Source organism: Aeromonas sp. QDB18, from assembly GCF_027705325.1.
Lineage (GTDB): Bacteria > Pseudomonadota > Gammaproteobacteria > Enterobacterales > Aeromonadaceae > Aeromonas > Aeromonas caviae.
Genome location: NZ_JAPDBQ010000077.1, coordinates 1 through 19767 on the forward strand (window position 1 = coordinate 1; position 19767 = coordinate 19767).

A 19767-nucleotide genomic window follows, 5' to 3' on the forward strand; every position below is an offset into this window, starting at 1 on the left:
ACCCAGGGCGGTGAAGATATCAAAGACCCGTTTTCCGGTAAATCGCAATGCGGCTCCGCTTAAGTGAACAGCATTGCGGCAAGCGCCGGCTCTTTTTACTGGATCATCGTTCGAATAGGCCATGGTATCCATGGACAATCCTCTGATTGAATCCGGCAATAAGGGGATTATAATGACTCCCTCCCCTGAAGTTAATAATGCATATATATACATTAGAAATTTTCTATCCCTAAATGAATACAGCTCGCACCATTTGACGCACATTTCCTTGCCGGACGCGGGCTGGCGGGCAACTGAGCCCACTGTCGCCAGACAACAGCGTTAACAATGGTGCAATAAGTTGAGTTTCCTCATAATTTAACCGGGATCTCATTTCCGCTTGTTGCCGGCTCCGCCAATTGATCTAGCGCAATCCCGCTCCCGATAAATCATCATTCGTTTTACCCATTTGGTAATATCCAGCTCGAGCAATCGCATAAATACATGGGTTTTATTCACTAATAACAATTAATCGGCCTGCCTGCTCCTGCCTAGTGCGGGGGCTGATGCCCACATCCAGGATGGAACGGTCAGGCTTGGCAATGAGATCGATTTGGGAGTGATGATCGTGAGTTCACACAACAGACAGACCAGGCTGGGCCTCGCCGCCCTGCTGCTTACCACCTGCCTTGGCACCAGCGGCTGGGCACAGGCGGCCGACGAGGCACAAAGCAAGGGCAAGATCGAGGCGCGCAGCGAGCTGTTCGCCAAGGATCACGCCGATCAGTTCACCAGCTGGAAAGGCACCAGCGAGAGCCGCGAGCGCACCGACGCCCTGGCGGAAGATCCGCAGATGGTGGTGCTCTGGGCCGGCTACCCCTTCTCCAAGGATTACAACAAGCCGCGCGGCCACTTCTATGCGCTGACCGACGTGCGGGAAACCCTGCGTACCGGCGCCCCCAAGACTGCCGAAGACGGTCCGCTGCCCATGGCCTGCTGGAGCTGCAAAGGCCCGGACGTGGCCCGCGTCATCGACGAGAAGGGTGAGGATGGCTACTTCAAGGGCATGTGGGCAAAAGGCGGACCGGAGATCGTCAACACCATCGGCTGCGCCGACTGCCACGACACCGCCTCGAAAGAGTTCAAGGAAGGGAAACCCGCCCTGCACCTCTCCCGTCCCTATGCCGACCGGGCCATGACCGCCATCGGCAAGCCGTTCAAGGAGCAGGGACGCTTCGATCAGCAGTCTCAGGTGTGCGGCCAGTGCCACGTGGAGTACTACTTCAGCGGCCCCACCAAGGCGGTGAAATTCCCCTGGGACAAGGGTACGACTGTTGAGCAGATGGAAGAGTATTACGACGAGATTGGCTTTGCCGACTGGACCCATGCCCTCTCCAAGACCCCCATGCTCAAAGCCCAGCATCCGGAGTACGAGACCTGGCGCGCCGGCATTCACGGCCAGAACAACGTCGCCTGCGTCGACTGCCACATGCCCAAGGTGCAGAACGAGCAAGGCAAGGTCTACACCGACCACAAGGTAGGCAACCCCTTCGATCGCTTCGACCAGACCTGCCGCAACTGCCACACCCAGAGCAAGGAGATGCTGCAAGGGGTGGTCAAGCAGCGCAAGGACGCCGTCACCGAAATCAAGCTCAAAGTCGAGAAGCAGCTGGTGCACGCCCACTTTGAAGCCAAGGCCGCCTGGGATGCCGGTGCCACCGAGGCCGAGATGAAGGACATTCTGCAGGATATCCGTCACGCCCAATGGCGCTGGGACTTCTCCATCGCCTCCCACGGGGTGCAGATGCACGCCCCGGAAGTGGCGCTGCGCATGCTGGGAACCGCCCTGGACAAGGCCGCCGACGCCCGCACCAAGCTGGCACGCCTGCTGGCCGCCAAGGGGATCAGCCACGAGATCGCCATTCCTGACATCTCCAGCAAGGAGAAGGCCCAGGCCGCTCTTGGGATGGACATGAAGCAGATGAACAGCGACAAGGCCCAGTTCCTCAAGACCACAGTCCCCGCCTGGGATGCCGAGGCCAAAGCGGCCGGACGGCTCGCACAATGACGAGGCATGCGGGCCCGCAGTGTCGGGCCCGCAGCCGGATGGAGGCTTCCTATGGGTGATTTAACAATGGATTTCTTACGACTGATGCTGATGGCAGCCATGCTGCTGACCAGCCTGCAGGGCCAGGCGGCCGATGCGGCAACCGCCCCGGCACCTACTACACATGAAGTGGAATTTCTGCGCAGTGCCGACAAGGCCTGCACCGACTGCCACAAGGAGCAGGTCGAAGGCATGCACGGCAAGCACGGCCAGGCGACCAACCCCAACAACCTGGCGCCGGTAACCTGCACCAACTGCCATGGTCAGCCCTCTCCCCAACACCGGGAAGGGGTCAAGGACGTGATGCGCTTTAGCGACAGCTTCAATGACAAACAGAGTACCGAGCGCTACCCCATCGCCGAGCAGAACGGGGTCTGCATGAGCTGTCACGAGCCCAAAGTGCTGCGCGAGGCGCTCTGGGCCCACGACGTGCACGCCACCAAGCTCACCTGCACCAGCTGCCACCAGCTGCACCCGGCCAAGGAGCCCATGGTGGCTATTCCGGAGAAGTCTCGCATCAAGCTCTGCGTCGACTGCCACAGCAAGCAGCATGAGGCCGTCAAGGCGGCCAAGGCGAACACCACCTCGGGCAAGGAGGTACCATGAGCTGCTCTCGCCGTCACTTCATGGCGGGGATGAGCGCGGGGGCCCTCATCATGATGACAGGGCCGACTCGCTCCCTTGCTACCCCCCTCGCCCACAGCCAGACCATCGACGGGGTCCGCTTTGGCATGCTCCACGACGAGACGGCCTGCATCGGCTGTACCGCCTGCATGGATGCCTGCCGGGAGGTGAATCAGGTGCCAGAGGGGGTCTCGCGCCTCGAGATCATCCGCTCCGGCCCCATCGGCACCTTCCCCGATGCCGAGTACCACTTCTTTCGCAAGTCCTGCCAGCACTGCGACAACGCCCCCTGCGTGCACGTCTGCCCCACCGGTGCCTCCCATATCCGCAAGGAGGATGGCATCGTCGACGTCAACCCGGATCTCTGCGTTGGCTGCATGTACTGTCTGGCTGCCTGCCCCTATCAGGTGCGCTTTATCAACCCTGTGACCAAGGTGGCCGACAAGTGCGACTTTTGCCGCAAGACCAACCTGGCGGCGGGCAAGGAGCCGGCGTGCGTGGAATCCTGCCCCACCAAGGCGCTGGTGTTCGGCAATCTGGATGACCCGGACAGCCCCATCGCCAAACGGCTGGTAAAGGAGACCACCTATCGCTACAAGCAGGCACTCGGCACTTCGCCCAAGATGTACCGCGTGCCCAAAGGGGAGATAAAGTCATGACGATGCAAGAGGCATTTCACTTCCCTTCCCTTGTGTGGGGATTTGTCCGATCGCCATCTACCGCAGTAACAGAAGGAGGAATGGATCATGTTGCATGATGCATTTCACTTCCCCTCGCTGGTGTGGGACTGGCCCATAGCCATCTACCTGTTCCTGCTCGGCATCTCCGCCGGGGCCACCACCCTCTCGGTGCTGCTGCGCCGCAAGGGAGCCGGCAGCGAGAGCGGCATCATCAAGGCGACTGCCATTCTGGCGCCGGTGAGCGTGGTGCTGGGGTTACTGATCCTCATCTTCCACCTGGCCCGCCCCTGGACCTTCTGGAAGCTGATGTTCCACTACCAGTTCGACTCCGTGATGTCGATGGGGGTCATGCTGTTCCAGGTCTACATGGCGGTGCTGTTCGCCTGGCTGGCAGTGGTGTTTCGGGCCGAGATCGAGACCTTGCGCAGTCACCTGCTGCAAGAGAAGTTCGCCTTTGTGGATAATCTCATCGCTTGGCTTGCCCGCATCGAGCGGCTGCTGGCGCCGCTCTTGCTGCTGCTTGCCGTGCTCTTGGGGGCCTACACCGGCTTTCTGCTCTCCGCGCTCAAGACCTATCCGCTGTTGAACAACCCGGTGCTGCCGGTGCTGTTCCTCATCTCCGGCGTCAGCTCCGGCATCGCCTCCACCATCTTGCTGGCGGTCACCCTGTTCAAGGAGAACCATCACAGCCAGGGAGTGAGCTTTGTCCACCGCTTCGAGCGGCCGGTGCTGGCGGTGGAGGTGTTGCTGCTGGTCTGCTTCTTTACCGGCCTCTACTTCGGTGGCGGCCAGAAGGAGGCAGCCATGTGGGCCGCCATCGGCAGCGGCTTCTGGGCTCAGGTGTTCTGGCTCGGGGTGGTGGGCATCGGCATGCTGCTGCCCCAGTTGCTGGCCCTGCTGGCCCCCGCGCCGCTGCGGGCCAAAAACGGCTATCTGGTGCTGGTCTGCAGCCTGACCCTGGTGGGGATCCTGCTGCTGCGCTACTTCGTGCTCTATGCCGGTCAAATGACAGTCGTATAACGGTACGATCACCAGCGCCAGCCACCCTCGGGTGACTGGCGTTTATTTATTGCGATGGGTTGTTGCCAAAAATGTGGATGTTATCCCCCAGCGCCGGTACGGCAGCAGACGCTGCGGCATAACATAGACGAATGATTGACTGGAGGTTGTGTGCTGGCGGAGCTCGGCTATCTCTCACTGTTGCTGGCGACCGGGCTCGCCCTGCTGCAAGGCACCCTGCCCTGGCTGGGATTGCGGCTCGCCTCACGCCCCCTGCTGGGCTGCGCAGCACCGCTGGCCCTCCTGGTCGCGCTCCTGCTCGGGGCAGCCCTGCTGCTGCTCGCCAGCTGTTTTGGCCAGGATGACTTTACCCTGGTCTATGTGGCCCAGCACGCCAACAGCGCCCTGCCCATGGGTTTCAAGCTGGCGGCCGTGTGGGGCGGCCACGAGGGCTCCATGCTCTTCTTCGTCTTTGCGCTGGGGCTGTGGGGCGCTTTGGTAGCTCTTTGCTCCAGGCGGGTCGACCCGCTGATCACAACCCGGGTATTGGCCATCATGGGGCTGATCGTCGGGCTGTTTGGCCTCTATACCCTGATCTTCTCCAGCCCGTTTGACCGCCAGTTCCCGGGGCCGCTGGAGGGGCGCGATCTCAACCCCATGCTGCAGGATATCGGCCTCATCATCCACCCGCCCCTGCTCTATCTCGGTTATGTCGGTTTTGCGGTCAACTTCGCCTTCGCCATGGCGGCGCTGCACTCGGGTCGGCTCGATGGCGCCGTGGCCCACTGGAGCCGCCCCTGGGCGCTCGGCTCCTGGGTCTTTCTCACCGCCGGCATCGTGCTGGGCTCCTGGTGGGCCTATTACGAGCTCGGCTGGGGCGGCTGGTGGTTCTGGGATCCGGTGGAAAATGCCTCCCTCTTGCCCTGGCTGCTCGGCACCGCCCTGCTGCACGCCCTGGTGGTGTGCGAGAAGCGCGGCGCTTACGGCCACGCCGTGTTGCTGCTCTCCATCTTTACCTTTTCGCTGAGCCTGCTCGGTACCTTCGTGGTGCGCTCCGGGGTGCTCACCTCGGTACACGCCTTTGCGGTGGACCCCAGCCGCGGCCTCACCCTCTTGTTGCTGCTCGGTTTGCTATTGACCTGCGCCCTCACCCTTTTTGCCCTGCGGGCGGACATTCGCGCTCCCTATGCCCGCTTTGGCTTGCTGTCAAAAGAGGGGCTGCTCGGCGCCGCCATCCTGCTGCTTTGCGTGGCCTGCGCCAGCGTGCTGCTCGGCACCTTCTACCCCATGGTGTTCCAGTCGCTCCATCTGGGCTCGCTCTCGGTGGGCGCCCCCTATTTCAATACCATCTTCGTGCCGCTGGCCCTCTGCCTGATGGCGCTGATGACCCAGCTGCCGCGCCTGCGCTGGCAACATCTGGCAGCCCAGCGCCGCATCACGGTGCTGCTCCCATGCCTGTTCGGCCTGCTGGGGGGCACCTTGCTGAGCCTCGCCTATCCCGAACCGCTGCGGGCAAGCTGGCTGGGGCTTGCGGCCAACGTGCTGAGCCTCTGGCTGATGGCCAGCCTGCTGCTCCCGCTCTTGCAACCGATCGCCCTGCGCGAGCTCACCCTCAATCGGTTCGGCAGCCTGCTGGCCCACCTCGGGGTGGCAGTGTGCGCCCTCGGCATTGCGCAGGTGAGTCACCACAGTCAGGAGGGGGGCGCGGTACTCGCCGCAGGCCAACCCTATCGGCTCGGCGCCTTCGCGTTTCGCTACGAGGGGAGCGAGCCGCTCATCGGCCCCAACTACACCGCCGAGCGCATCACGCTTAGCGTGCACAAGGACGGTAAAGAGGTTGCGCGGCTGACCCCGGAGCGGCGTCACTACAGCGTGCGCACCATGAACATGAACGAACCCGGGATCAAATGGGGAATGCTCGGCGATCTCTACGTGGTGCTTGGCGAGAAGATGGGACCCGGCGCCTATGCCATGCGGCTGCACCATAAGCCGCTGGTGCGCTGGATCTGGCTCGGCGGCCTGTTGATGATGACGGGCGGCGCCCTGCGCCTGCTCGCCCGCCGACCGCTGCTGGCTAGCCATCCTGCGTCAGCGACCGCCCCCTACCCTCGGCTTGAACAGGAGTCCTTATGAACGCCCGTTTGCGCCTGTTCGTGCCGCTCGTGCTCACCCTGGGGCTCGGCGCCCTGCTCTGGCTCGGCCTTGGCAACAACCCCTACAGCCAGGATGAGGCCGTCGCAGGGCGCACTCTGCCAGCCTGGCAGAGTGACGATCTGTTTGGCGGCGTCCCCATCCACACCGCGGCGCTCAAGGGGGAGCCCTTCGTGCTCAACGTCTGGGCCAGCTGGTGCCCCAACTGCCGCACCGAACATCCGCTGCTGGGTGATCTGGCCAGCGCCGTGCCCCTCTATGGCCTCAACTACCGGGACAAGGGAGATGCCGCCCGCGCCTGGCTCACCGAGGCGGGCAACCCCTATCGCGCCGTGCTGGCCGACCCCGACGGCCGACTCGCACTGGAGCTCGGCGTCTACGGCACGCCGGAGACCTATCTCTTCGCCGGCGACGGCACCCTGCTGACCCGCCATACCGGCCTGCTCACCCGGGAGGTCTGGCAACGCCAGTTTGCCCCCCTGCTGGCAAAGGCCCGCAGCAACACCGCTAGCCAGCCCGAAGTGGAAAGAGAAGTAGAGAAACAAGTGCGGGAGAGCAAGCCATGAACCGTCTCGGCCACGCCCTGATCGCGCCGCTCTTGCTGGCCTTGAGCCTCGGGGCCCTTGCCAGCGGGGTCGACACCTATGAGTTTCGCCACCCCGAGCGGCAGACCCGCGCTCAGGAACTGGCCCGCGCCCTGCGCTGCCCCCAGTGCCAGAACCAGAACCTGGTGGAGTCCAACTCCCCCATCGCCCGGGATCTGCGGCTCGAGGTCTACCGCTGGGTGGACGAGGGACAGTCTGATGAGCAGGTGATCGCCCGCATGACGGAGCGCTTCGGCGATTTCGTGCGCTACGATCCCCCCTTCAAGCGCAGCACGGCGCTGCTGTGGGGCGGCCCCGCCCTCTTGCTGTTGCTGGCGCTCAATCGCCTGCGCAGGAGCCTGCATCGCCGGCAACCGGCGCGGGTGCCGCTTGTCGGCAACAGAGCCGAGGGGGCGCTCGCTCACGACCCCAGGGCCGAGCTGAACCGGCTGATCATGGCCGAGCAGCAGGCGGGGCTTGCCCCCCACAACCGCCTCTACCGGGAGCTGGAGCTGGCCCACCTCGCCAACGCCACCCCAACCGCCGAGCAGGCCCTGCGCGAGCGGCTGGTAAGAGATCGCACCGCCCGTCCACTGCTCTGGCTGCGCGCCTGGATACTGCTTGGAACCCTGCTGCTGGCGCTGATGGCCGGTATTTATGCCGGCACCGGCCGCTATCAGGCGTGGCAGGCTTATCAGTCGTGCCCCGATCCGCTGGCAGGATTGAGCCCGCGGGATCTGCAAGACAAGGAGCTGGGCGCCCTGCACCAGCGCCTGCAAGCCAACCCCGCCGATCTCGACGGCTGGGCGGCGCTCGGCCAGCTCTATCTCTATCGGGACGAGTACGAGAACGCCCTGCTCGCCTACCAGCGTCTCGCCCTGCAAGAAGGGGGCGCCAGCGCTGCGACCCAGGCCGCACAGGCTACCGTGCTCTACTACCAGGCAGGCCAGCAGCTCACCCCGGAGGCGCTGCGCCTGCTCGATAGCGCGCTCAAGCAGGACAAGGGTGAGGTGAGCGCCCTGATGCTGCTCGCCTCCGATCACTTCCTGCACGGCCGCTACTCCCGGGCCATCATCCTCTGGCAGCAGTTGCTGGACGAGGAGCGCCCCCGCATCAACCGGGCCGCGCTGATCGAGGCCATTCAGACCGCGCGGATGATGAGAGGATGAAGCGGGGCAAAACGGCGATAATGCAGCGGGCCATCTTCCCTGCCGGGCGCCGTTTTTATCGCCATGGTCGCCATTAACGACCCCTTCATCATCCCAAGGCGCCGAAAGGTGCAAAAAGAGTCGTCATCCCGCCCGTCGCCAGCATATAGTGCGCCCCCGTGGTGGCGTGTCTGGCATGGCCTGACAGGCCTCTATGACTCCCTTTTGCGGGCCCAATAGCCCCGATGCGGGGGATTTCAAGGTGCGCTGGCCCATAAAATGGAAATATCCGGCCACCAGACGTTGTGAAGCGTCAATTACCGTCATATAACTTAGCCAAATGTCCCTGTGAGTCGTAGTAGAGTCAAATCATGAACCTTCGTCCTTTTCTTCCCTTGCTGCTCGGCGCCTTCCTCCTTCCCGCCAGCATGGAAAGCGCCCATGCCAACCCGTTTTCTGCGACCTCTTCTTCCACCAACAGCCTGCTCGAACCCCGCAGCAACCTGCCGCTGAGATCCGATGCCTACGTGGTCATCAACCCGAAAACCGGCGAGACACTGGCAGAGCGCAACGCCAACCGGGTGATGTCCATCGCCTCCATCACCAAGCTGATGACAGCGCTGGTGGTACTGGACGGCAATCAGCGCCTCAACGAGACTCTCACCGTCACCATGGATGACGTGGACAGACTCAAGGGCACGGGGTCGCGCCTAGCGGTGGGCTCTCGCCTGAGTCGCGCCGACATGCTGCACATCGCACTGATGTCCTCTGAAAACCGCGCAGCCTCCGCCTTGGGACGGCACTACCCGGGTGGCCGCAAAGCCTTTATCAAGGCAATGAACGCCAAGGCCCGCATGCTCGGCATGTGGAGCACTCATTTCGCCGACAGCACCGGGCTCAACCCCCGCAACGTCTCCACCGCACACGATCTCGCCAAACTGGCTGCTGCCGCATCCACCTACCCGCTGATCCGCCAGTACACAGCCTCCGAGCAGCGTCTGGTACGCAACGGCAAGCGCCAGCTGCACTACCTCAACTCCAACCGCCTGGTACGGGAAGGAAGCTGGCCCATTCTGGTCTCCAAGACCGGTTATATCCGCGAGGCGGGGCGCTGCCTGGTGATGGGAACCCGGGTCAACAACGAGCCCGTGGTCATGGTACTGCTTCACGCCAACACCACGGATGAACGGGTCGCCGATGCCAGAAAGATCAAGAGCTGGCTGGAAACCTCGGGCCGCATGACCCTGACGGCGCAGTCCACTCCCCAGCCCAGGCTCTTCAGCAGCCAGTAACGGCTACGAGAACAAGGGCCCCCGAACCGGCAGGTGCGGGGGCCTTTTTCATGAGTGGCAATCACCCCCTATTGCCTCTTTCTGCTCCCCCAGTGATCCCGACCGTATGGTGCTTCGTTAAGGAGGCAGAGAGAAACCAAGGGCATCAACAGGGCCGCCACATGCACCTCAAACTCCATCTACCCGAGAAGATCTGTCCCGTCTGCCTGCGTCCTTTTGCCTGGCGGCGCAAGTGGGCCCGCTGCTGGCAGGAAGTGCGCTATTGCAGCGAACGCTGCCGTCGTCGGAAGGAGCACCCCTGATGGAGCTACGCCTCATTCTCGGGGATCAACTGAACGCAGGTCACAGCTGGTTTCACACGCAGGATGCCGCTGTCTGCTACCTGATGGTGGAGCTGCGCCAGGAGACGGACTACTGCCGCCACCATCGCCAGAAGGTGCTAGCCTTCTTTGCCGCCATGCGCGCCTTCGCCGCCGCCCTCACCAAGGCGGGCCACCGGGTCTGCTACCTGACTCTCGATGAGAGCGCCCCCTGGCCCGATTTGCCGAGCTTGCTGGCGGCCCAGCTAGAAGCGCATCAGGCCGATCGCTTCGCCTGGCAGAGCCCGGACGAGTGGCGCCTTGCAAGCCAGCTGACCCAGTGGGCCTCAGGCCTTGCCATCCCGACCGCTGAGGTGGACAGCGAACATTTTCTCACCCCCCGCGATGGCTGGCGACGCTACCCCCACAGCCGGATGGAGTTCTTCTACCGCGCCCTGCGAAAGCAGTACCGGGTGTTGCTCGATGAGCGCGGCCAGCCCCTTGGGGGGCGCTGGAACTTCGATGCCGAGAATCGCGCCAAATTGCCGGCGAGCCAACCCATTCCGGCGCCCCTCACCTTTGCCAACGAGGTGAGCGACATCGATGCCATGCTGACCCGCCACGGCGTCGCCACCATTGGCAGTGCCGATGCCGACGCCCTGCCCTGGCCCGTCACCCGGCGCCAGAGCCGCGCACTGCTTGAACACTTCCTTGCACACTGCCTGCCCCACTTCGGTCGCTATCAGGACGCCCTGAGCGAGCGGGGCTGGAGCTTGTTCCACAGCCGCTTGTCGTTTTCCATGAACAGCAAGATGCTCCATCCCCTCGAGGTGATCCGCGCTGCGCAAGCTCACTGGCAGGCCAATCAGGCCACCATTTCCCTGGCGCAGGTGGAGGGGTTTATCCGCCAGATCCTCGGCTGGCGCGAGTTTGTCCGCGCCCTCTACTGGGAAAAAATGCCCGAGTATCGGCGCACCAACTTTCTCGGGGCCGAGCGACCCCTGCCCGGTTTTTTCTGGAATGGAGAAACCAGCATGGCCTGCGTACGTCACGCCATTCGACAGTCTCTGGAGCACGCCTATGCCCACCATATCCAGCGGCTGATGGTGACCGGCAACTTCGCCCTGCTGGCGGGGATCCACCCTGACGAGGTGGATGCCTGGTATCTGGGCATCTATGTGGATGCCATTGAGTGGGTGGAGCTGCCCAACACCCGCGGCATGAGCCAGTTTGCCGATGGCGGCCTGATGGGCAGCAAGCCCTACGCCAGCAGCGGCGCCTATCTCGAGCGGATGGGCCACTACTGCAAGGGGTGTCACTATCAGGTGAAGGCCCGCAGCGGGCCGGACAGCTGCCCCTTCAACAGCCTCTATTGGCACTTTTTATGGCGCAACCGGGACAAACTTGGCAACAACCCTCGCCTCGCCCTGCCCTATGCCAACTGGGATGGCCAAACCACAGAACAGCAGCAAGCCATCCTGACGACGGCAGAGCATCATCTGCTCCACCTGGAACGGCTCTGAATCGACCGAATTTCATGCCAGAAAGTGAGCAAATGACAACATTGAGAGCCAGTTAACAAAATGTGAATAGCGATAACCACCAATGACATCGACACCAGTTGAATATCCTGTGGCGGCTGATTAAGGTGGAGGCCCCAGTCAAGGAGAGACAAGATGGACATAGTGGTACTCGGTGGTGGCGTGGTCGGTGTGACCAGCGCCTGGTATCTGGCCAAGGCCGGTCACAAAGTGACCCTGCTGGAGCGGCGTGACGGGGTGGCCCTTGAAACCAGCCATGCCAACGCGGGTCAGATCTCCCCGGGTTATGCTTCCCCCTGGGCTGCCCCCGGCATTCCCCTCAAGGCCGCCAAATGGCTGCTGCAAAAGCACGCCCCCTTCACGGTGCGGCCCACCTCGGACCCCTTCCAGCTGCGCTGGATGCTGAAGATGTTCGCCAACTGCACGCCGGCGGCCTATGCGGTCAACAAGGGGCGCATGGTACGGCTGGCCGAATACAGCCGCGACTGCATGAAGCAGTTGCGGGGCGAGCTGGCGCTCGACTACGAAGGGCGCCAGCTCGGCACCCTGCAACTGTTTCGCAGTCAGGCGCAGCTCGATGCCAGCCAGCGCGACATCGCCGTGCTCGAGGAGTACGGCGTCCCCTATCAGTCTCTGAATGCCGACGGCTGCGAGGAGGTCGAGCCCGCCCTGGCAAGGGTGCGTGGCAAGGTGGTGGGCGGCCTGCGCCTGCCGGGAGATGAAACCGGTGACTGTTTCCGCTTCACCCAGGCCCTGGCGGACGAGGCCCGCAAGCTCGGGGTGAGCTTCGTCTTCAACTGCGCCATCGACGAGGTCGAGATCGCGAAGGGACGCGCCGTGGCGGTCCGTGCCGGCGAGCAGCGCTTCCAGGCCGACGCCATCGTCTGTGCCCTCGGCAGTTATGGCACCGGCTTCCTGCGCCCCCTCGGGATAGAGCTCCCCGTCTACCCGGTCAAGGGTTACTCCCTCACCCTGCCGATGACGGATGCCGAGGGCGCGCCGCGCAGCACTGTGCTGGACGAGACCTACAAGGTCGCCATCACCCGCTTCGACGAACGGATCCGGGTGGGCGGCATGGCCGAACTCTCGGGCTTCAACCTGGCGCTCAACCCCAGACGCCACGATACCCTGGCCATGGTGGTGAGGGATCTCTTCCCCCAGGGGGGAAATCTGGAGCAGGCCACCTTCTGGACCGGGCTGCGCCCCATGACGCCGGACGGCACACCCCTGGTCGGCCCAAGCCCCATTCCCGGGCTCTGGCTCAATACCGGCCACGGTACCCTGGGCTGGACCATGGCGGCAGGATCGGGCCAGTTGCTCAGCGATCTCATCTCGGGCAATACCCCGGATATCAGCGACGAGGGGCTCACCCTGGCCCGCTACGGCTAGGCGTTGGCACCGTCTGTGCAAGTCTGCGAAAAAAGAGGGCGTGCCTGGCACGCCCTCTTTTTTCTTGCCCCCCTGGCTACGACGACACCGGGGTCGCCTCCTCGCTCGTCACTCCGGGTTTCAGGGCCAGGGTGAACAGGGCCGCCACCATGTCGGACTGAGTGATGATGCCCACCAGCTGCTCCCCCTCCACCACCGGCATGTGGTGCAGCCCCCCGTCGGAGAAGGCCTCCACCAGATCGTAGAGAGGCTGGTAGCGCCGCGCCGTCTGCACCTCCCGGGTCATCAGATCCGCGACCTGCTGCTGCTCGAGGGCCTCTTTCGCCCTCGGCTGGTGACCCGCCCGGTCGATCATCAGGTCGTGCAGGGTGATGATGCCGACCAGCCTCTCCCCCTCATCCACCACCGGCAGCGCCTTGATCTGGTGGTGGGAGAGCAGATGCCACGCTTCCATGGCGAGCGCCTGTGGCGTCGTCACGACGAGATCCCGCGACATCACATCCTGGCACCGTACCGTCCCCACTCGCTCGCGCAGGGCGTGAAGCTGGGCCTCCTGCAGCAGCTCCTGCAGATCCTGGCGGCTGATGTCCAGCAGTTCCCCGTGTTTTTGCAGGGCAAAGTCGATGTCCTGGGTGGCGAGTCGGGCACTCGGCTGGGGATCCGCCGTCTGGTGGCGATTGGGCGCCGCCTTGCCGCCATGGGGATAACGACGCCCCAGAGCGCGGTTGTAGAGCAAGCCCAGACTCAGCAGCAACAGGGAGTTGAGCAGCACCGGCAGCAGCACGTAGCCGACCCCGAGCGCCCGGATCCCCTCGCCGCCGATGATGGCGGTCAGGGCCACGGCGCCGCCGGGCGGGTGCAGGCTGCGGGTGAGGAACATGGCGGCGATGGCCAGCATCACCGCCAGGGCCGAGGCGATAGCCATGTCCGGCACCAGGCTCGCACTCAATACCCCCATCAGGGCAGACACCCCGTTGCCCACAAGGATGGACCAGGGCTGGGCCAGGGGGCTGGCCGGGGCGGCAAACAGCAACACGGCGGAGGCCCCCATGGGGGCGATGAGCCAGTGCACCTCGAGCCCCAACCCCCAGCGGCACAGCAAGGCGGTGCCGAGCAAGCCGATGAGGGCGCCAAGGGCGCCGTAACAACTCTCTTTGACGCTGGTATTGGTCGATACCGGCAAAAAATCCCTGAACTGCATGGTGCTCCCGCGGACGATAACATTTATTTCAAATGCGCAATTCTAGCCACTTTCCCCCGTCCCGCACCAGCACCCCGCTCCGCCATGGCCATCATCCGCACGCTTTTTCCCTTCTTAACATTGTCTTAAGAGTCCGCTGGCACCCTTTACGCCATCCCAACACTGGAGCCCAGCGGTATGACTCACCTCAACGATGCCCTGCGCCGCTTCGACGGCCAACGCCGGGTCTGGACGGCGGGACTGGAGCGACCCCTGCTCGGCTGGCTTGCCAGTCGCAGCGCATTGCCGCCCTCTTCGCAGGCACCCCGCCGGATCCTGGTCATTCGCAGCACCAACCGCATCGGCAACAACCTCTTTCTGCTGCCCTTCCTGCACCAGCTTCATCGCGCCCATCCCCACGCCGAGCTGGAGCTGGTGTGCAGCCCCACCACCCTGCTCCCCTTCCTGGCCGATCTGCCCCTGCGGCACATTCATCAGATCCGGTTGCAGGGCAGGCACCTGCCGGGCGCCCTCTCGGCACTCTCGCGTCTGCGCCGCCAGCACTACGACAGGGTCTACGTCCCCTTCGCCTCCAGTACGGATCACTTCATCGCCGCCTGGGTACAGGCCCGTGAGAAATGCGGCTTCGACGATGGCCATGGGGATCTCATCTTCCCGCGTCCGCAGGCTCCGGACAGTGAGTGCCACTACGCCCACCAGCCCCTGCAACTGCTCGGCATACCGGGCAATCAGGCCGACCCCATCCCCCTTGGCAGCCTGTTGCAGGGGCCAAGCCCGGCCTTGAGTGCGCTGCGACGAGCCCATCCTGGCCGTCCCCTGATCGGCTTTTTCACCGGCGCCCGCAAGGGCAAGGGGCTCTCCCAGCCCCAGTGGCAGCGGTTGCTTGGGGATCTGCGCCGTCACAGCCCGGATGCCCTGCTGATCCAGCTCGCGGATCCCGCCGCCCCCGAGCACCTGCTCGGGGACGTGCACGTTTCCCTTGGCAACATGGGGGAGCTGGCCCGCTTCACGGGCGGCCTCTCCCTCTTCGTCAGCGCCGACACCGGTCCCCTGCACCTGGCTGCCGCCAGCGGTGTGCCCTGTCTTGGCCTCTTTACCCAGACCGACCCCGCCCGCTACGGGTGCCTGGGCGCCCAGCACCTCAATCTGGTGATCGAGGATCGCAATGCCATCCCCCTCGACCAACAGTGGCTGACCGAGGCGCTCGCAAGCGCCCCTCACCGGGTGACGATGTCGGTTTCCCCAACCCGCTACCTGCCCGCACCCCGGCCCGCCCTGATCCCCCTCTAGGGAGCGGCCATGCAAAAAAAGAGGGAAGGCTGTCGCCTTCCCTCTCTCGTCTTGGTGACACTCACCGGGCGCTCGTCCGGGTGAATGGAAGCCCTCAGGCCAGCTCGGCGCGCAGCGCCCGAGTCGCATCGACCATCACCTTCAGGGCAGCGGTGGTCTCTTCCCAGCCGCGGGTCTTGAGGCCGCAGTCCGGGTTCACCCAGAGCCGGTCTGCCGGGATTTGTTGCGCAGCCTTGCGGATGAGGTCTTCAATCCAGCCCTGGCTCGGTACGTTCGGCGAGTGGATGTCGTAGACGCCCGGACCGATCTCGTTGGGGTAGTTGAAGCGCTCGAACGCTTCGAGCAACTGCATCTGGCTGCGGCTCGTCTCGATGGTGATCACATCCGCGTCCAGCGCCGCCACCGCCTCGATGATGAGGTTGAAGTCGCTGTAACACATGTGGGTGTGGATCTGGGTGCTGTCCACCACCGGGCTTGCACTCAGGCGGAAGGCGCGCACCGCCCAGTCCAGATAGGCCTGGTGATCCTGCTTGCGCAGGGGCAGCCCTTCGCGGATCGCCGGCTCGTCGATCTGGATGATCTTGATGCCGGCGGCTTCCAGGTCAGCCACCTCGTCGCGAATGGCGAGGCCAATCTGCAGGGCGGACTGCTCGCGGCTCACGTCTTCCCGCGGGAAGGACCAGCAGAGAATGGTCACGGGGCCGGTCAGCATGCCCTTCACCGGCTTGTCGGTCAGGCTCTGGGCAAACTTCGTCCACTCAAGGGTCATGGGGGTCGGACGGTCGATGTCACGGGTGATCACCGGCGGCTTGACGCAGCGGGAGCCATAACTCTGTACCCAGCCAAAGCGGGTGATGGCAAAGCCGTCCAGCAGCTCCCCGAAATACTCCACCATGTCGTTGCGCTCCGCTTCACCGTGCACCAGCACGTCCAACCCGATGGCCTCCTGGCGCTCGATGGCGTCCTTGATCTGGGCCTGGATGCCCGCCTCGTAGGCCTGGTCATCGATGCGCCCGGCACGCCAATCCTGACGCAGCACCCGGATTTCAGAGGTCTGCGGGAAGGAGCCGATGGTGGTGGTGGGCAGGAGCGGCAGCTTCAGATCCGAGCGCTGCGCGTCGGCACGCACCGGGTAGGCGCTCTGGCGATCGAAGTCACTGTTGGTCAGGCTGGCGAGTCGTGACTGCACCGCCTTCTTGTGAACCCGGCTGTCGGACTCCCGATCCACGATGGGCTGGCTGTAAGCCTCGATTTTGTCCAGGGCGCCACCGTCCAGGTAGTCGGACAGCAGCCCCAGCTCATAGCACTTTTGCAGGGCGAAGGCGAACCAGCTGCGGGTCTGGGGATCCAGCTCGTGCTCCAGGGTCAAATCCACCGGGCTGTGCAGCAAGGAACAGGAGGAGGCCACCCAGAGGCGCTCGCCAAGCTTTTCTTTCAAGGCCTTGAGGGTCGGCGCCAGCTTGGCCAGGTTGGCACGCCAGACGTTGCGGCCGTTGATGACACCCGCCGAGAGTACCCACTGGGCCGGCAGGTGCGGGACCAGGGTCTCGAGCTGCTCGGGGGCAGCCACCAGATCCAGGTGCAGGCCGTCCACCTTCAGACTGGTGATGATGTCCCGCTGATGGGCCACGGACCCGAAGTAGGTGGTGAGCAGCAGCTTGCAGGGGCCGCTCAAGCGCTCATACGCCTTGAGGTAGGCCAGGCGCCACTCATCCGGCAGGTCCAGCGCCAGAGCCGGCTCGTCGATTTGCACCCACTCCACCCCCTGGGCCGCCAGTTTGGCCAGGATCTCCTGGTAGACGATCAGCAGGCGATCCAGCAGTTCGAGGCGGGAGAAGCCGCTCTCTTTCTCCTTGCCAAGCCACAGGTAGGAGACGGGGCCCAGCAACACCGCCTTGACCGGCAGCCCAAGGGCCTTGGCCTCTTCCACCTCGTCAAAGAGCTGGCTCCAGCCCAGCTTGAAGCGCTGGTCACGGTAAAATTCCGGCACCAGGTAGTGGTAGTTGGTGTTGAACCATTTGGTCATCTCGGCAGCGGCAGCCGCCGGGCCGGTCGGCGCACGGCCACGGGCCACCCGGAACAGGGTGTCGAGGTCGGTGTCGCCGTGGCGGTGACGGGCAGGCACGGCGTCCACCAGCAGGCTGGTACCCAGCACCTGATCGTACCAGGCAAAATCCCCCACCGGCAGCAGGTTGACCCCGGCGGTACGCTGGGCCTGCCAGTGGCGCTCACGCAGGCTCTTGCCCACGGCGACCAGCTCGGCCTGGGTGGTTTCGCCACGCCAGTAGGATTCGAGGGCAAATTTCAGTTCGCGCTTGGCGCCGATACGGGGAAAGCCCAGGGTGTGTGCGCAGGTCATAGGTTCCATTCCTTATGCTCGTTATCTGATGAGGATCTGGATTGTTTGGCCATCCAGATGTTTACACATCCAAAATGACAAGATAAGGTGGCCTTGGCTATTGAATCCTCTTCAACTGGCTCTCAAGAATTTCTCAACTGACGCACAAAGGAGCAGTGCCATGGTCGCGCCCACCCCATCCAGCCCCCCTCAGAGCAGCAATCTGGGCATCGATCTCAAACACCTGAAGACCATCAGCGCCCTGGCCGAGCAAGGGTCCCTGGCCGGGGCAGCGCTCAGCCTCAACCTCACCCAGTCCGCCCTCTCCCACCAGCTCAAGGAGCTGGAGACCCGCCTCAATCTGGAGCTGTTTCTTCGAAAAAGCCGCCCTCTGGTGCTGACGGCGGCAGGCCAGCATCTGCTGGCCCTGGCCCGTCAGGTGCTGCCCGCCCTGGCCCAGACCGAGCGCCAGCTGTTCGCCCTGCACAGCGGCGAGGCGGGCAGGCTGCATCTGGCCCTCGATTGCCACAGCTGCATCCAGTGGCTGCTCCCGCTGTTGCCGGACTTTCGCCGCCAGTGGCCCGGCGTGGATCTGGAGGTGGAGTCGGTGCCGGGTTTCGATGCCATCAATGCCCTGCTTGGCGGCCAGCTCGACCTGCTGCTCACCTCGGATGTGCAGGCCCGCGGGGATCTTCATTTCGAGCCGCTGTTCGCCTTCGATCTCACCCTGGTGATGGCGCCGGATCACCCCCTCTGCCAGCAGCGGCGCATCGCACCGGACGATCTGCGGCCGGAGGTGCTGCTGGTCTATCCGGTGGAGCGGGCGCGCATGGACGTGTTCAGCCGTTTCCTGCAACCGGCCGGGGTGGAGCCCGCCCGTTGCAAACCGGTGGACAACACCTCGGTCATGCTGCAGATGGCCGCCGCCGGGCTCGGGCTCGCCGCCCTGCCCCGCTGGGCCAGCGAGGAGTTCGTGCGCCAGGGCCTGCTTGAGGCGCGCCCTCTCGGGGAGGGCATTCGCCGCCACATGTATGGCGCCGTGCGCGCCGCCGACAAAGATCAGGCCTGCCTGCAGAGCCTGTTCGAGCGCATCCGCACCCGGATGGCGGCCCAGTAAGCCGGACACAAAAAAGCCGCCAGGATCAGGCGGCTTTCATCACGGGTTGCCCGCGCAGACGAAGAGTCGGGCATCAGCACTCGTCACCCCTCGCCCCACCCTGCCTTCGCGGGCAGTTGCCACAAAGCTCCCCATCCCGGCGCTTGTAGTGCAGGCAGCAGCGCTGGCGCACATAGCCCGGGAAGGCTTCGTCCCGAGGCAGCCCCGCCTCGCGCCAACCCGTCAGATGTGCCGACGGCAGGCCACAGGATTCAAGCCAGAGGGGGGCATGGGCCCTCACCTCCTCCCGACTCACCTCCCCGAAGAAATCGGGCACCCGCACCAGGGCCGCCAGCAGATCGTCCGCCAGGAGCGGGCGCACGAAACCGGGGCGCAGCCGCTGCGCCGTCCCAAGGAGGGTGAACAGCCCCTGCCAGTGCGCCTGGAGTCGCTCCCCGGCCGTCTTGATCAACACGCCGACCTCCCCTCTGATCATGGGCTCGGCCGGCAGGGTAAAACCCGACACCACGCCGGCCTCATGCCCCTGTCCCAGCCTGTCGAGGGCAGGCACGGCCTGATGGCGATAGACGGCCACCATGGCGAGATAGATGGATTGCCAGCAGAGCATGCCCCAGCTGCGGGTGAGCCAGTAGGCGGGCCCCGCCTCCGGGTGTGCCTGCTGCCAGTGCGCATGGAGGGCTGCGGCCACCTCGGCCGACGTCGCTCCGGCGGCATCCGTCAGTGGCGGGCGCACGTCACCGGCCGCCACCAGGTTCCCCTTGAGGGACGGGATCAGGCTGGCCGCCGCCGCGAACAGGGCCTGGTGATCCGAGACGAGGGCGCGTTCCGCGTCCGCTTTCTCCCGGCCAAGGCCGCGCGGCACACCGCGCCCCCTCTCCTCGCCCATTCGTTGAAAGGGCCCCGGGCGCGTGCCGGGGCGCAAGGTCAGAATGCGTATTTGAGTCGCGCCTCGTAAGCGCCCTTGAATCGGCATCTTTTTTTCCCAAAATCAGCTCGTCACACTTGAAATCCATTACCTCTTCGCTGGA

The 19767-nt window shown here is 64.3% G+C and carries 16 protein-coding genes; 13 read left to right on the top strand and 3 right to left on the bottom strand.

Annotated elements, in window-relative coordinates; translation table 11 throughout:
- Positions 1-601: 601 nt before the first annotated feature.
- The 11 genes from nrfA (at position 602) to OKC30_RS12675 (ending at position 12793) form a co-directional block, all read left to right on the top strand.
- Positions 602-2047 (top strand): ammonia-forming nitrite reductase cytochrome c552 subunit, encoded by a 1446-nt coding sequence (gene nrfA, locus OKC30_RS12625; protein WP_160838938.1) that lies wholly within the window; start codon positions 602-604, stop codon positions 2045-2047.
- Between the two features lie 51 nt (positions 2048-2098).
- Positions 2099-2692, top strand: a complete 594-nt coding sequence (nrfB, locus tag OKC30_RS12630; RefSeq protein ID WP_041211523.1) for a cytochrome c nitrite reductase pentaheme subunit — start codon at positions 2099-2101, stop codon at positions 2690-2692.
- Complete coding sequence (locus tag OKC30_RS12635; protein WP_039041283.1) at positions 2689-3369, top strand: 4Fe-4S dicluster domain-containing protein; 681 nt, start codon at positions 2689-2691, stop codon at positions 3367-3369. Before nrfB ends, OKC30_RS12635 begins: the two co-directional genes overlap by 4 nt.
- 87 nt (positions 3370-3456) lie before the next feature.
- Positions 3457-4410 carry a cytochrome c nitrite reductase subunit NrfD gene (nrfD, locus tag OKC30_RS12640; RefSeq protein ID WP_160838940.1) on the top strand — a complete coding sequence of 318 codons (954 nt, stop codon included), beginning with the start codon at positions 3457-3459 and terminating at the stop codon, positions 4408-4410.
- 150 nt (positions 4411-4560) lie between these two features.
- Entirely contained in the window at positions 4561-6522 is a 1962-nt protein-coding gene (gene nrfE, locus OKC30_RS12645; protein WP_160838942.1) for a heme lyase NrfEFG subunit NrfE, read from the top strand.
- Complete coding sequence (locus OKC30_RS12650) at positions 6519-7106, top strand: DsbE family thiol:disulfide interchange protein (RefSeq protein WP_160838944.1); 588 nt, start codon at positions 6519-6521, stop codon at positions 7104-7106. The genes nrfE and OKC30_RS12650 overlap by 4 nt, the downstream gene beginning before the upstream one ends.
- A complete protein-coding gene (gene nrfF, locus OKC30_RS12655) occupies positions 7103-8293 on the top strand; it encodes a heme lyase NrfEFG subunit NrfF (RefSeq protein WP_160838946.1) in 1191 nt (396 codons plus the stop codon). Before OKC30_RS12650 ends, nrfF begins: the two co-directional genes overlap by 4 nt.
- A 350-nt stretch (positions 8294-8643) precedes the next feature.
- Positions 8644-9564, top strand: coding sequence for a serine hydrolase (locus OKC30_RS12660; protein WP_270809651.1), 921 nt, complete (start codon positions 8644-8646; stop codon positions 9562-9564).
- A gap of 161 nt (positions 9565-9725) precedes the next feature.
- On the top strand, positions 9726-9866 hold the full coding sequence (locus OKC30_RS12665) for a DUF2256 domain-containing protein (protein ID WP_160838950.1): 141 nt from the start codon (positions 9726-9728) through the stop codon (positions 9864-9866).
- A complete protein-coding gene (locus OKC30_RS12670; protein WP_270664122.1) occupies positions 9866-11386 on the top strand; it encodes a cryptochrome/photolyase family protein in 1521 nt (506 codons plus the stop codon). Before OKC30_RS12665 ends, OKC30_RS12670 begins: the two co-directional genes overlap by 1 nt.
- A gap of 153 nt (positions 11387-11539) precedes the next feature.
- Entirely contained in the window at positions 11540-12793 is a 1254-nt protein-coding gene (locus tag OKC30_RS12675) for a D-amino acid dehydrogenase (RefSeq protein ID WP_042882483.1), read from the top strand.
- A gap of 76 nt (positions 12794-12869) precedes the next feature.
- On the opposite strand, the gene OKC30_RS12680 is transcribed toward OKC30_RS12675, so the two are convergent.
- Entirely contained in the window at positions 12870-13994 is a 1125-nt protein-coding gene (locus OKC30_RS12680) for an HPP family protein (protein ID WP_270664119.1), read from the bottom strand.
- A gap of 177 nt (positions 13995-14171) precedes the next feature.
- Here OKC30_RS12680 and OKC30_RS12685 point away from each other — a divergent pair, with 177 nt between their 5' ends.
- Complete coding sequence (locus OKC30_RS12685) at positions 14172-15284, top strand: glycosyltransferase family 9 protein (protein WP_160839230.1); 1113 nt, start codon at positions 14172-14174, stop codon at positions 15282-15284.
- A gap of 94 nt (positions 15285-15378) precedes the next feature.
- Here OKC30_RS12685 and metE read toward each other — a convergent pair whose 3' ends face one another.
- Positions 15379-17643 (bottom strand): 5-methyltetrahydropteroyltriglutamate--homocysteine S-methyltransferase, encoded by a 2265-nt coding sequence (gene metE / locus OKC30_RS12690; RefSeq protein WP_160839232.1) that lies wholly within the window; start codon positions 17641-17643, stop codon positions 15379-15381.
- Between the two features lie 160 nt (positions 17644-17803).
- Here metE and OKC30_RS12695 point away from each other — a divergent pair, with 160 nt between their 5' ends.
- The gene (locus tag OKC30_RS12695) at positions 17804-18739 is read left to right on the top strand and encodes a LysR substrate-binding domain-containing protein (RefSeq protein WP_160839234.1); all 936 of its coding nucleotides are present in this window, start codon (positions 17804-17806) and stop codon (positions 18737-18739) included.
- Positions 18740-18812: 73 nt separating this feature from the next.
- Here OKC30_RS12695 and OKC30_RS12700 read toward each other — a convergent pair whose 3' ends face one another.
- Positions 18813-19625: a siderophore ferric iron reductase gene (locus OKC30_RS12700; RefSeq protein WP_160839236.1), complete on the bottom strand. Its 813-nt coding sequence runs from the start codon at positions 19623-19625 to the stop codon at positions 18813-18815.
- Positions 19626-19767 lie beyond the last annotated feature (142 nt).